Below are 14210 nucleotides of genomic sequence, written 5' to 3'. Positions count from 1 at the left end.
TAGTTCCTAAAGCCTTCTTATCATCTTTTACCGCTTTACCGCGCTAAACCCAACCTTCCTCAATTGTTTTTTTGATCAACTGTAAGGGAGTCTTAACTCCCGCCTTCACTAAGATATTTTTACGATGCGTATTGATTGTATGAATACTTAGGTACAAACGGTCGGCGATCTCCTGACTATTCATGCCCTCAACTATTCCTTTGAGCACCTCTGTTTCCCGCTCAGTGAAAAGCTTCGTCCCAACAGATACAGCTATTGCATCGGGAATATTATACAATGAGGGCTCTCCATATAATCCGATGATCGAACAAGTTGGTTTGCCCCGCTTTTGCAAATGTGTGATGTCTGTATGCACATGCAAACTATGGTAAAGATTATTCTCATCGTAGTCGATGATCACATATTGAAGTAAAATACGGAGATAATTACCATCCTTTTTCTTTATTCGCAAGTCATACTGGAATTTATAATGAGTTATTTTTTCCATTGGAACAGTATTGAGGAATGAGGTAATGTACTGTTCGAAATTCATAAAATAAGGCATGTCAGCTGGATGAATACTATCCATAAAAAGGCGTAAATCCATCTCTTCGGGGCTATACCCCAGCATCGCACTCATTTCGGGCCCCGCCTCGGCAATGTCTCCATTATAAATATCGAAGAGCAAAAAATAATAATCTCCGGCCTGAAATATATTGAACAGCTTTCTATAAACCTCCAGCTGCTGGTGAAGTGTTAAAGGATCAATAGTTTTCCCCTGCTGGGCGACAGTCTTCCAGTATTTTCGCACCTCTAGATAGAAAGGCGCATTAAAATCAGTTTTCATAGTTCAGTTGTATATGGTTGTTTTTTTCGGTAGCTCTACGTTTCCAAGAGAAAATCGTTATTTCGGCTTTATTTCTGATTAACAAATAGGCTATTCAATTGTTTAGCCTATTTTTTCCGATTTTACACCCCATCGCATTATTTATTTATTAGCAATTTAAGAATGATAAACCCGAAAAAATACGCTATCATAAACTTCGTTATTTCTTTGTTTTATCACAAATCATTTATTTAAAATTGTGTGAATGTACAGTTGCTATCCCACAGATATTTTTGTGGTTTTAAGCATACATTAGTGAAAGTTTATCGGGAGCGAGATGGATCAAGAAAGCCGTACAAACGGGAATTTGCTGCGGCTTCACACTAACCTATAAAAAACATTTACTTTATGAAAAGTACCTATATATGACGGTTGAGGAAAAATGCACTACGTGCTGACTAACAAAATAGGCCGCCAGTATATCGGATACGCTGCGGCCTAAAACATCAATTAATACGAATAAGAATTTATATCGTGTATCCCCTCCATTAAACTTCGATACACTACTTAATAAGACGCCCCCGCGAACAAATAGTCCCAATAGAAAAACAAAAAAATCATAACTAGCTGGCTATTAAAATAAATCAGCGCCAATATTGATCTGACCTTTGCCATCCGATTTGAGCTGGATCGTCTTATCGCGATAACGAACTACAACATTTCCGTTATATTTCGGTTTTAAGACAGCCTGCTTTAGCTGACCATTTTCCCAAGTGATATCCACTTCTACATTTCCCCTGGCCTTCAATCCTTTTATCATTCCGTCGGGCATTTTATTTCCCAGTGCAGGCAACAGTTCAATAATATAATTTCCTTCCTTATCCTTCACATGACTCTGCAGGAACATTTCCGCGAGCGCAGCCGTAGCACCAAAATTGCCATCAATCTGAAATGGTGGATGATTGTCAAAAAGATTAGGCAATGTCTTGTCACTGATCAGATGCTGAAAAAGCAGATACGAATGATTGCCATCATGCAGCCTGTTCCACATATTTATCTTCCAGGCCAAGCTCCATCCTGTCGCGCCATCGCCTCGGCTCACAAGGGTCTTCTTCGCCGCTTCTGCAAGCGCAGGTGTCTGTAGCATCGAAATTTCGCTGCTCGGATATAAGCCATAGAGATGGGATACATGCCGGTGTTGTACCTCCGTCTCGGCATAATCTTCTATCCACTCCATCACACGTCCGGTTTTGGCGCTAATTTGTGTCGGGATTAATTTCGCTAGGACATCCCGGCAGCGATTACCTAATTGTTGATCAACCTTCAAAATCTCGGTCATCTCAATATAATGTTGCAGCAATTCGCGGATAATCTGTGTGTCCATCGTGGCACCATAGGTAAAACTAGAAACCTCTCCGTTGGGCAATATAAAGCTATTTTCTGGTGAATGCGAGGGGTTTGTTGTCCAATAACCTTCAAACTTTTTACCTACAGGGACTTTCACCATAAAGTCAAGTATAAATTCAACCGACCCTTTAACGATTGGATAAGCGCTATTCCGTAAAAATTCAACATCTTTCGTATAGGCATAGTGTTCCCAGGGATGGCGTGCCAGCCAGGCTCCGCCCATAGGCCAGATCCCCTGCACTCCATCCGCGGGTGCCGTAAAACCCCAGGCATCCGTCAGATGATGTACTACCCATCCCTTAGCACCATAGGTTACCTGTGCGGTTTTTTGCCCCGATGGAATCAATGCTTTTGTTAAATCAAACAGCGGCATATGCAGTTCCGAAAGATTTGTGGACTCTGCAGCCCAATAGTTCATCTGGAGATTGATATTCGTATGGAAATCGGCATTCCATGGCGGGTTCATCTGCCAGGCCCAGAGTCCTTGTAAATTAGCAGGCATTCCCCCCATCCTCGAACTGGAGATCAATAAGTAGCGTCCAAACTGAAAGTATTTTGCAATCAGGCTCGCTGGTACTATTTTAGAAGATTTCGTTAAACGGATCAACGAATCTGTTGGCAAGTTTTGCTCCTGCGCAGACAGTGGTTTCAAGCTGAGTTGCACACGGTTGAAATAGCGCTGATAGTCCTGAATATGCTGCTGTTTGATCGTCTCAACCGACATCCCTTCGCTGGCGGCCAATATCTTCCGACAGCTTTCCAGTGGATCAATACCAGAATTAACTTTGCCTGTCGCCATATTGGCCAAACCCGGATAATCTGTTGCACAGCTAACCAGCAAAGTAATCTCGTCAGCATCGCTGATCTCCATGCGGCCATTTTCATTTTTCAGTGTTCCACCTTTTTGAAGCACTTTGGCTATACCCGCAAAGCGAAGGCCCTTCTCTCCGGAATGTTGAAATTCTGCCGCGATCTGGCCTTTTAACACAATACTATTTGGATCTTCCGAAGAAGTTTCGACAGTATAGTCCTGTGCTCTTTTCCATGTAAAATTGAGATCCAGTGCTTTCTTACGGCTCGCAGTATAATGGATAACCAGTATATTCCGCGGGGCAGAAATAAAATATTCCCGTGTAAAACGAACACCATCCTGTTCATATTCCACATGGGAAACAGCATTTTCCAAATCCAATACACGTCGATATTTAGCAGCTTTGAGATGCGGCATGTCCAGCCAGAGCTCACCAAAAGACTGGTAAGGCTTAATCCGCCGGGGAATCCCCATCAAGGTACTATCCGCGATCTGGACGGCCTCTTTGTTATTTCCCGCAAATAACAATTGCTGGATTTTTGGCAGGGCTTCCTTTCCTCTTGGATTAGCAGCCTCCATGCGGGATCCCGCCCATAGGGTATTTTCATTCAATTGTATACGTTCATCAGCTACCCCTCCGAATACCATTGCACCCATCCTCCCATTCCCCAAGGGTAAGGCTTCTTCCCATACTGCAGCGGGTTGTCGATACCAGATCTGCAATGCTGCATTCTTAACCGACGAAACAGAAACTATAGAAGCGCGATCCTTCCAGTTGGCATCTATCTTTTGCAGTCGCTGGCTGGCCGGCATAGTCAAGAGGCTATCCAAAGCTGCAATCTTAGTTTTGCCCTGAGTTGCTGGCACAGCGGAAGCAGTTGCTTGCATGTACCAACAGCTCAGTACCGTAAAAGGTAATACAACAAATAGCCCTATAAAGTGTCTTTTCATTTGATATCGTTTAAACAGAAATTATTCTTGGTTAGAATCTATTCTTCTATTATACCATAAAAGACGCTCAAATAGCGCAATTGTCCTGAACTAATTTTGTAACTATCTTGTTATTAACATTCCTGTCTTTATCATGCAGGCTTTCATCCGCTGATAAGTACGGTCGATATCATGATCCAGTCCGATCGAAAAACGAATCAATCCATCGGAGATTCCCATGCTCAGGCGTTCTTCTTCCGGAATTTCTGATGAAGTCGAACTTCCCGAACACGAAAATAAAGTTTTATAGAATCCAAGACTTACGGCCAAGTATCCCAGATTTTCCGTTTGCATCAGTTCCATAAGTTCATTGGCCTTTGCTGTCGTTCCGGCATCCAGTGTCAATATCCCTCCAAAGCCATATTCCGAATGCATCATATTCTTCAGCAATTCATGATGTCTGTGAGAGGGCAATCCAGGGTATGAAACTTTTAGCCCATCCTGTTCAAAACGCTCTGCGAGATAATGTGCATTGTGACTATGTTGCTTCATACGGATATGGAGCGTCCTTAGATTCTTAAGAATACTGGCTGAGCGCAAGCTGTCCATCGTCGGACCGAGCAGCATACAAGCACCAGAATTTACATTTTTAGTAGCATCAATAAATTCCTGTGTTCCGCAGTAAACTCCACCCACTGTATCACTGCTACCATTGATAAACTTGGTCAGGCTGTGGATCACGATATCCGCGCCGAATAAAGCGGGTGAAATTGATAAGGGTGAAAACGTATTGTCCACAACAAGTTTTAGATTATACTTTTTACAGATCGTAGCCAACTTCCTTAAATCCGCTACTTCCAATAAAGGATTACTGACACTTTCACAATAGATTATCTTCGTCTTGGGACCTATAGCCTGCTCAATCGCTTCAAAATTGCTGATATTAACAAAGCTTGTTTCAATATGAAATGGAGGCAAAAAATTCTTCAGGAAAGCATAGGTTCCCCCATAGATGGTCCGGCTGGAAATAATATGGTCACCACTTTTACATAATTGCAGCAAGACAGTGGTAATAGCCCCCATCCCCGAAGCAGTAACATTGGCTGCAGCCGTATTCTCCAATTTGGCCAGCGCCTGTGCAAGATACAGATTCATCGGTGAGGAATGCCGGGAGTATAAATAGCAACCCTCTGCATTTCCTTCAAAGGTATCGAACATCGTTTTGGCCGAAAGAAAAGTATAAGTGGAGCTATCCGAAATTGAGGGATTTACCCCACCGAATTCCCCGAAATATTGCAAATCCTGTATTTCATTTGCTGCATTAAAATCTTTCATCTGCATATAATTTGGTTTTAAGGGTTATAAAAGGCATCCGATTTATTTGGTAAGCATGTACAATTTTGCTTCTTAATAAACCGAGACCTTCCTATTTTTTATTTATAAAATTGGATTTTTTCAAGCTTTATTACAACAATTTTTAGGTATATTAGATTATAAATCTAATATTTACGGCTACAAAGGAAAATAGATCTAAAACAACTAAACATTTAGCCTTTTAACCAAAAAATTATCTATGCAGTTTGATGAAACAGATAAAAAATTATTACAATTTCTCCAGGAGGACGCAAAACAGACCAGCAAAGAGCTGGCTCATAGATTAGGCTTATCTGTTACAGCGGTCTACGAACGTGTGCGAAAGCTTGAAAATACCGGCGTAATCTCCAAATATGTTGCGCTGCTCAATAAGCACAAGATTGTCAAAAATTTTATGGTACTGTGCCATGTCAAACTTACGCAGCATAAAAAAGAGTATATTCAGCAGTTCGAACGGGAGGTGATGGGTTTACTGGAGGTTACGGAGTGCTTTCATGTCAGTGGTGACTATGACTATATCCTAAAGATCTGCGTACGTGATATGGAAGATTACCGGCATTTTATGTTGACTAAACTAACATCCTTACAACATATCGCCAGCACGCATAGCTCTTTTATGATCGCAGAAGTCAAAAACACCATGACTATTCTGGTTTAGTTAGCACTAAACCAGAACACCATTTTTCGATGCAATCGGATCAGGCAGATTATCTTCGCCTGCCATTTGCAATAGGTCTATCTCAATCGTACGACAGATGGACAGCATCGGAATGTCAAACATTAGTCCGCCAAAAGGGTTTTCGGTATAGTCCCCCACAAGTTCCATGACGATATAAATCCATCCGATAACCACACAAAAGGGAATACTTGTCCAGATACCCCAATGTCCCAACTTAGCAAATTCATTGACCAGCCCCAAGGGTAATAGGAGAATCAAAATCACATTAAAGACAAATGCCGTGCTCGCGAATTGCCTTGGCGAAGGGAATTTCTTGATCCGTTCGGCCTGCCCCTGGTAATCATAAAATTGGTTGAGGCAGGTCTGCAATTGCGTTTGATTAAAATCAGAGATATGCCCATCGTTTTTGAGGGCATTGACATCCTTAGCCTGTTTAGAGTTTAGATAAGTTGCAAAGTTTTTATAGGTTGACTGCTGCGCAAATTCTTCTGCTGTAAGATATTTATGCAAAAAAATAGGCGTCCGGCTATAATCTGGAAAACCTGCCTTGATTAATCGATGTCGCTTCACATTCAAGGCACCAATATGTCTTTTTAGGCTGATATGTTCCCATTCGGTCGGAACAAGCAGTTGCTCGCGAAATTGATAGAGCCAGGCAATATGCCGATAGGTTATTTTTTTTCTGATTTCATCCAGATGCTGTTGATCCCCCTGTTCGGTATTAAAGGCGTAAAGCATGGATACAAAAGAGCGACTGGAATTAACAATTCCGCCCCATATCTTTCGGGCTTCCCACAACCTGTCATACGCCTGATTATTTTTAAAACCTACATAAAAAGCCTCCGCTGTACCGATCAATGCTAATGGAACCCAAGGGATAATCATCCATTCCCATTGAAAAAAATAATAGACAAGAGCAACCAAACAACACCAAGCTGTCAACCAGATCAAGTGAACACCAGCCAGATTAAAAATCTGTTTGTAATTAAAATATTTTGTTGTTATCATAAAAATATAGCCTTTAACAATATATTCGCTATGTCGCAAAAATCAACCTTTCATCCAGAATGCCATCGGACTTTTGAACCAAAAGTTATCTGTAGTTGAATGTACAATTTTAAATGTATATAGTCCAAAATCCCTTTCGATTTTTATACGAAAATATATTTCGCCTCACAGTCTTTTCCATGTCCTACCTAGGTCAGGGCAATTCCGACAGAACCATGGAACCCTACCATGAAAGGAATAGTATTAAGACTTCTACCGAGCAACCTGATAGATTCAAACAATCAGTACAGCTGCTTCAAAGTGATACAAATCAAAGTCCGAAAAGGTTTTACAGCTTTTTTCCAGTAAATAGTCTTTATAAAGAAGACGGTCGATGAAGCCATTTGTTACTAAAAAAACGAAAATATTGGAAATAAATCCTATTTTGAACTTCCTAAGTCAATAAAGATTAGAAATTATGAATGTGATAAAATTGATAAAAATAGAAAGAACAGCGAACGCGTTAATATCCGCTGTGTGTAGGAGAGATTATAATCAGATCAAAAAACCCTGATTTTCAAATTGCTTCACTAATTTTTCGGCATCCCTTTCTGCCTCGCTTTCCTCTACCTCATAATTATCCAACAAAACAGCTGTTACGCTTTCGACATTAAATTCTTTTCCCTGCAGTTCCAACCAAATCTGTACAGCAGTCTCATTAAATGTATACACTTTCGACATATCCAGTTGATCTTGTCCTGGATAGATTAGTATATGATCATCGCCCAATTTGCGTAATTGTAAATCTCCTCTAAGTTTCATTTGGCTATTCCTCCGATTATCTCTATGACATTAAAACCATTGATCTGGTTTGGTATATTACAAAAAATACTTCTGATGGATTCGAATGGCTAATTCTTCTCCACATTGCTTCCTATCAAAAATACAAAAGTCAGGGGAAAATACAGCACTTGATTTTTTTTATTATCAGGTGCATATCATAAAAAATAACTGAAGGTATCTATTTATATCTAATTCTATTTTAATACTTCGGAAAAGAGCAATAAGTAGCAGGCAAAAACTCAAGGGACTCTCCTCCCTAATCAACTTCTCACAAAGCAGAAACTCGTTCCCGCCGATAAATTTTGGGCAGAAATTTTTTCTCCCTCTCTTCCACCTTAATTTTGTGCATTTGTCAATATTCGCGCTGATCCGTTGTCAATAATATTCAGATTTGATAATTTGAAAATGGCAATCTGTATATGGCTGCAAAAAAAAGCGTCATCAAAATGCTTGATTTACAAATTAATATTCATAATGATAGTATTGAATGAGATTGGTCCCAATATAATACGTACTTGCGACGTCAATTAAATTAAGATAGCTTACGAATAAAAAAATCCGCTTTCAAAGGGAAGCGGATTTTTTTATTGTCTTATCCTAAATTAACGATTCGTAAAGCTTATGCTTTTTCTTCTTTTAGTGTAGATGATTCTTTTTTGGGCTCTTTTTCCTCAAAACCTGAACGTAGGATTTCATCCCATAGCGATGAACTCACGCCGAATCCTTTTTCAGGATCCGAATAGTGATGCAACATATGGTGTTGCTTAATCCGTTTGAAAATACCACTCTTAAAGTTAGCATGATGCATGGCATAATGACATTCATCATAGATTAGGTATCCAACCATAAATCCGGAGAAAAAGCACGCTAGGATAAATTCGTTTGAAAAGAACAATGTAAATCCAAAATAAACCAGCGCCGCCAAGGGAATACTTGCCGATAAAGGCATGACCAAACGCATCCGGTCTCTTGGGTAATCATGATGTACGCCATGAAAAATAAAAGCAATTCGTTTACCCCATTCTGATGTCGGATGGAAATGGAATACCCAACGGTGGAGCGCATACTCAAATGCTGTCCAAAATGCCAAACCGAAAATAAAGTATCCAATATATGTCAATAGGGAAACCTCTCCCCAAACCAGAGCTTTGTACGAAAAGAAAATCACTACGGGTACATAGAAAATCAAAGGTACACTCCAATGCACTTTCGTCAAAGACTCTAAAAAGTCATTTTTGAACATGCGCGTAGATTCCGTAGAATTTGAAACATAATTACGCTTTGCCATAATACTATTTTTATTATTCCCTCACAAAAATAAGTATTTTAAGCACAAATGAAGAAGGTCGCAGCCTATAAAAACAAAATATTTGACCTTTTCAACAAAAAGGTTAAACACGCACTCTAAGTGATTTTGTCTAAAACCTTTTATTTGATCTCTTAACTTAAACTTTCAGAGTCAATTTACCCAAACGGTGTGCAAATCCGCCTTGGTAAAATTGACAAAATCAAGACAGTTGATTATTTAAAAATGACTGTTCCACCCGCCATTTTCCTCTCTACACGTTGTTCGGGCTTACCATATACATCTATTGTACCGCCGCCACGTGTTTTCGTTTCAATAGAATCTATCGCATTGACCTCTGCTTTTCCACCTCCATTTACGGTTACAATAGTAGTCTTGGTTTTAAAATCTTTTCCCTCATATTTACCCCCAAAATTGGAGATAACCTCCTGTCTGTCTGCTTTCCCATAAAGTGCAACGGTTGCTCCTGAAGTCACTTTTACTGTCGCATTTTTTGTATCAGCATATACATCCACCAATCCGCCTTCAGCGGCATAGAGTTTTAGCTGGTCTGATGACACGGTATTATTTGATGTAGCAAATACTTTAGCTCCTTTTTTAGCTTCTATATTTTTTAGATTTTTATAATACACTTTAACAGAGATATTGCCGCCCTGCAACATATTCAGGGTATTCATTTTTAAGACCAAAGCGCCGTTGGTATTAACGACCTTTACATTCTCGTAATTCTGCCCTTCAAAAATCACCAGCGACTCGTTGGACTTGATCAATTCAACCTGGATTTTATCTGTAGCGGCAACCGAACTGAAATCGCCTACATTTTGTTTTGTCTGTCCGAAACCTACTTGGGTCATTAATAAAAGAAATGCACTGATTCCTAAAAACTTCATCATGATATTCGCTATATTATTTTCACTTTTTGATATACATTCCCTACAATATTCCGACTTGTAATTGCCTATAGGGATAGTATATTCATTCTAAACTTATTTAAGTTCTTGATGTCAAAAAACACGCCAATCAAGCTGAATATTCCCGTTTTTTAACCTATTTTGACAAAAAAAGGTGTCCTGATCCAGGACACCTTTATAGCATATATTTTATTCAGCTTACAATTTGCTGTTTACATCTACTGCATTCAAATCAGCAAAAGCTTCTTTCAAGCGAGCAACAAATGCTTCTTCGCCTTTACGTAACCATACACGTGGATCGTAATATTTTTTGTTCGGAGAATCTGCACCTTCAGGGTTACCGATCTGTCCTTGCAAATAGTCGTGGTTTTTAGCTTCATAACCTCTTACACCATCCCAGAAAGCCCATTGCATATCTGTATCGATGTTCATTTTGATTGCACCGTAAGAGATCGCTTCAGCAATTTCCTCTGGAGAAGAGCCAGATCCACCATGGAATACAAAATTCACCGGCTTTTCAGCTGCAAGATTATATTTTTCGCGAATATATTCCTGAGAATTGTGTAAGATTACTGGCTGTAATTTGACGTTACCTGGTTTATATACACCGTGTACGTTACCGAAAGCCGCAGCAACGGTAAATTTGTCAGATACTTTCGACAATTCTTCGTATGCATAAGCAACTTCTTCCGGTTGTGTATATAATTTAGAGCTGTCAACATCCGAGTTATCAACACCGTCTTCTTCTCCACCTGTAACACCCAATTCGATCTCAACAGTCATACCTAGTGGTTTCATACGCGCTAAGTATTTTGCAGAAATTTCAATATTCTCCTCAATTGGCTCTTCAGATAGATCCAACATGTGTGAAGAGAACAATGGCTTACCGTGTTGTGCGAAGAATTTCTCACCAGCATCCAACAAACCGTCGATCCAAGGTAAAAGTTTTTTAGCTGCGTGATCGGTGTGCAAAATTACCGCAACACCATAGTGCTCTGCCAATAAATGCACATGTTGTGCTGCAGATACCGCACCTAATACACAAGCTTGCAAGTTGTCATTATTTAATGTTTTACCTGCATAGAATTGTGCACCACCATTTGACAATTGAATAATTACTGGAGAGTTTACTGCTTTAGCAGTTTCCATTACCGCATTGATAGAATTTGTTCCGATAATGTTCACCGCAGGCAAAGCAAACTTATGTTTCTTTGCAACTTCAAACAACTCTTGTACTTGATCTCCTGTCAATACACCTTTAAAATCTTTTAGGCTCATATTACTGTTATTGATTTATTTTAATCTTTATTAACTCTTGAAGCTACTAAATTATTAAAAATAATTATTACTTCCTAATTTTTATAGTGTACTAAATACACTATCAATTATTTGTTACCGTATTCTTTCAACCGCAAGGTACAATCACTTTCAGCCCACTGGAAGTATTAAACCAATCCAGCTTCGAAGGAAGCTATCCTTAGGGCGCCGGTTTTCACAGGGAATAATAATTAAACAGATCTTATCCGACACATAGGATGACAGGCTGCGCTGTTTTATCCCACGGAGGCCCTATACTCCATCAAAAAAAATACGTTTAACAACACTTAAATACATCGCGGATTGTTTAAATTTGAGCTCACTAATATTGTAATCATTATGCTGCAGGTATACGGTATCAAGAATTGTAACACAGTAAAAAAAGCCTTAACATGGTTAGAGGACAATCAGATTGCCTATCAATTTCATGACTTCAAAAAAGAAGGTGTCAGTGACCAAAAATTGAGCGAATGGGAAGAAAAAGTAGACTGGCAGTCACTCGTCAACAAAAAAGGTACTACCTGGAAAAAACTGACCGCAGAGGAACAAGCTGGGGTTGTTGATGCAAAAAGTGCCAACCAAGTTTTAAAAGAGCATACCAGTATGATCAAGCGTCCTGTGATCGAATACGGTAAAGGTATCTTGCTCGGATTCAATGAAGATGATTATAACAGCAACTTAAAATAATTGTTACAAGCTCCTTTAAAAAGGAGCTTTTTTTTTTCTTATGTACTTTTCATTGTATATTGGGACCAATAAACATAATTTTAATACAAACAGCTATGATGAAAAGACTTGCATTGGCTTCTTTGAGCCTTGTCGCATTGAGCTATGCTTTTCCGTCCTTTTCCCAGGAAAAAACATCCAACTATAGTTATACTGAAGCTTTTGCACCATTGTTTTTTAAAAACAATGGAAACGATTATCGCTCCGCGGCCGGTAAGCCCGGCGTGGGATATTGGCAAAATTCTGCAGACTACAAGATACAGGCCTCATTAAACGACCAAAATGATCAGGTGACCGGTGCCGTGGAGATTACCTATAGTAACAACAGCCCGGACAATATGGATTACCTTTGGCTTCAGTTGGACCAAAACATGTTTTCACAACATGGTCGCGGTCAATTAATTTCGCCGTTGACCAATAGCCGATATGGTGATGGAAATTCAAAATTTGACGGCGGTTACCAGATTCAGTCTGTCACTGATGCCAATGGCAAAACCATAGAACACATCATTGATGATACACGTATGCAGCTGCGACTGCCCACCGCGTTAAAAAGTAAGGGTGGAAAAATTACTTTTAAGATTACCTACCAATATACCGTGCCACAATATGGCGCAGACCGTACCGGTATACTCGATACTAAAAACGGAAAAATCTATGCCATTGCCCAGTGGTTTCCCAGACTCTGTGTATATGACGATATCCGAGGCTGGAATACCTTACCTTATACAGGTCCAGGAGAATTCTACCGCGAATTTGGCAATTACCAGGTTGAGATCACAGCGCCGGCCAATCATATCGTTGTACTTGGAGGGGAACTCTTAAATCCCCAAGAAGTATTTACAGCCGATCAGCTCAAAAGATATCAGCTCGCCTTACGTAGCGATGAAACTGTACTGATTCGCTCCGCTGAAGAAGTGACCGCCAAAAATTCCAGACCGAACAAAAAGACGCTAACCTGGAAATATCAGCTCAACAATGCACAGGACATTGCATGGGCTTCCTCTACCGCCTTTATACTGGATGGCGCCAAGATCAATCTACCCAGTGGCAAAAAAGCCCTTGCCCTATCAGCTTATCCGGTGGAAAGTAACAGCAACAATGCCTGGGAGCGTTCGACAGAATACACCAAAGCTGCCATCGAAATTTATTCCAAAAACTGGTTTGAATACCCCTACCCTGTGGCCGTAAATGTCGCTTCTAATGTGGGTGGTATGGAATATCCGGCCCTGTCATTCTGTGGTAATCAAGCCAAGGCCGGTTCGCTTTGGGGAGTGACCAACCACGAATTTGGCCACAACTGGTTCCCAATGATCGTAGCCTCCAACGAACGTGAACATGGCTGGATGGATGAAGGTTTCAACACCTTTATCAATGAGTTGGCAACACAGGAATTTAATAATGGCGAATATTATCGTGCTCAGGCGAGTCGGTCATATATTTTTACGTCACAGAATCTTGAGCCGATTATGAGTACCCCACAAAATATGAAGGAACGCAATATCGGTGCCCTCGTTTATTACAAACCAGCCTATGGACTAAAATTGTTGCGCAATGAGATTATCGGCAAAGAACGCTTCGATTATGCTTTTAAAAAGTACATCCAGGAATGGGCATTTAAACATCCAACACCAGAAGACTTCTTTAAAGCGATCGAAAACGGAACCGGCGAAAACCTGAATTGGTTTTGGCGGGGCTGGTTTGTCAACAACTGGCAAATGGATCAGGCGATCAAGTCCGTGTCCTATGTCAACAATCAACCTATGCTCGGCGCCTTGGTTACGGTAGAGAATCTGGAAAAATTACCGATGCCTACTATCGTTGAGGCAACTACAGTATCCGGCAAAAAAATAAGAAAAAAACTACCCGTGGAGATCTGGGAAAGAAACAATGTATGGCAATTTAAAATGGAAACAAAAGAAGCGTTACAGTCTGTTCAGTTAGATCCCGATGATGTGATGCCGGATAAGAATCCAGACAATAATACATGGAAGGCAAATTAACACAATAATTCAAAATCTATTCGTTATTTTTGATAAGGAAATGCGACGTCATGAAACCATTATGAACCAAAAAAATTGTTCATAATGGTTTCATTGCAATAAATAAAAGGC

The 14210-nt window shown here is 40.0% G+C and carries 11 protein-coding genes; 3 read left to right on the top strand and 8 right to left on the bottom strand.

Annotated elements, in window-relative coordinates; genetic code table 11:
- Positions 1-43 precede the first annotated feature (43 nt).
- The 3 genes from ABDW32_RS17335 to ABDW32_RS17325 form a co-directional block, all read right to left on the bottom strand.
- Complete coding sequence (locus ABDW32_RS17335; RefSeq protein ID WP_343564645.1) at positions 44-826, bottom strand: LuxR C-terminal-related transcriptional regulator; 783 nt, start codon at positions 824-826, stop codon at positions 44-46.
- A gap of 613 nt (positions 827-1439) precedes the next feature.
- The gene (locus ABDW32_RS17330) at positions 1440-3974 is read right to left on the bottom strand and encodes a glycoside hydrolase family 95 protein (RefSeq protein ID WP_343564643.1); all 2535 of its coding nucleotides are present in this window, start codon (positions 3972-3974) and stop codon (positions 1440-1442) included.
- A gap of 102 nt (positions 3975-4076) precedes the next feature.
- Positions 4077-5288: an aminotransferase class I/II-fold pyridoxal phosphate-dependent enzyme gene (locus ABDW32_RS17325; RefSeq protein WP_343564641.1), complete on the bottom strand. Its 1212-nt coding sequence runs from the start codon at positions 5286-5288 to the stop codon at positions 4077-4079.
- A gap of 238 nt (positions 5289-5526) precedes the next feature.
- Between ABDW32_RS17325 and ABDW32_RS17320 the strand changes: the two genes are divergently transcribed.
- On the top strand, positions 5527-5985 hold the full coding sequence (locus ABDW32_RS17320; RefSeq protein ID WP_343564639.1) for an Lrp/AsnC family transcriptional regulator: 459 nt from the start codon (positions 5527-5529) through the stop codon (positions 5983-5985).
- 6 nt (positions 5986-5991) lie between these two features.
- Here ABDW32_RS17320 and ABDW32_RS17315 read toward each other — a convergent pair whose 3' ends face one another.
- The 5 genes from ABDW32_RS17315 to fbaA all read right to left on the bottom strand — a co-directional run bounded on the left by ABDW32_RS17315 (position 5992) and on the right by fbaA (position 11331).
- Positions 5992-7014 (bottom strand): bestrophin family ion channel, encoded by a 1023-nt coding sequence (locus ABDW32_RS17315; RefSeq protein WP_343564638.1) that lies wholly within the window; start codon positions 7012-7014, stop codon positions 5992-5994.
- Between the two features lie 534 nt (positions 7015-7548).
- Positions 7549-7815, bottom strand: a complete 267-nt coding sequence (locus tag ABDW32_RS17310) for a PqqD family protein (RefSeq protein ID WP_343564637.1) — start codon at positions 7813-7815, stop codon at positions 7549-7551.
- A gap of 640 nt (positions 7816-8455) precedes the next feature.
- The gene (locus ABDW32_RS17305; protein ID WP_343564636.1) at positions 8456-9124 is read right to left on the bottom strand and encodes a sterol desaturase family protein; all 669 of its coding nucleotides are present in this window, start codon (positions 9122-9124) and stop codon (positions 8456-8458) included.
- A 233-nt stretch (positions 9125-9357) separates the two neighbouring features.
- The gene (locus ABDW32_RS17300; RefSeq protein ID WP_343564634.1) at positions 9358-10035 is read right to left on the bottom strand and encodes a head GIN domain-containing protein; all 678 of its coding nucleotides are present in this window, start codon (positions 10033-10035) and stop codon (positions 9358-9360) included.
- A gap of 216 nt (positions 10036-10251) precedes the next feature.
- Positions 10252-11331 (bottom strand): class II fructose-bisphosphate aldolase, encoded by a 1080-nt coding sequence (gene fbaA / locus ABDW32_RS17295; protein WP_343564632.1) that lies wholly within the window; start codon positions 11329-11331, stop codon positions 10252-10254.
- A gap of 378 nt (positions 11332-11709) precedes the next feature.
- Here fbaA and ABDW32_RS17290 point away from each other — a divergent pair, with 378 nt between their 5' ends.
- Positions 11710-12057, top strand: coding sequence for an ArsC family reductase (locus ABDW32_RS17290; protein ID WP_343564630.1), 348 nt, complete (start codon positions 11710-11712; stop codon positions 12055-12057).
- Positions 12058-12152: 95 nt separating this feature from the next.
- A complete protein-coding gene (locus ABDW32_RS17285; protein WP_343564628.1) occupies positions 12153-14099 on the top strand; it encodes a M1 family metallopeptidase in 1947 nt (648 codons plus the stop codon).
- Positions 14100-14210: the final 111 nt, after the last annotated feature.

This window comes from Sphingobacterium sp., assembly GCF_039596235.1.
Classification (GTDB): domain Bacteria; phylum Bacteroidota; class Bacteroidia; order Sphingobacteriales; family Sphingobacteriaceae; genus Sphingobacterium.
The sequence above is the reverse complement of the archived record's forward strand: the minus strand, read 5'-3'. Positions and strand labels throughout refer to the sequence as shown.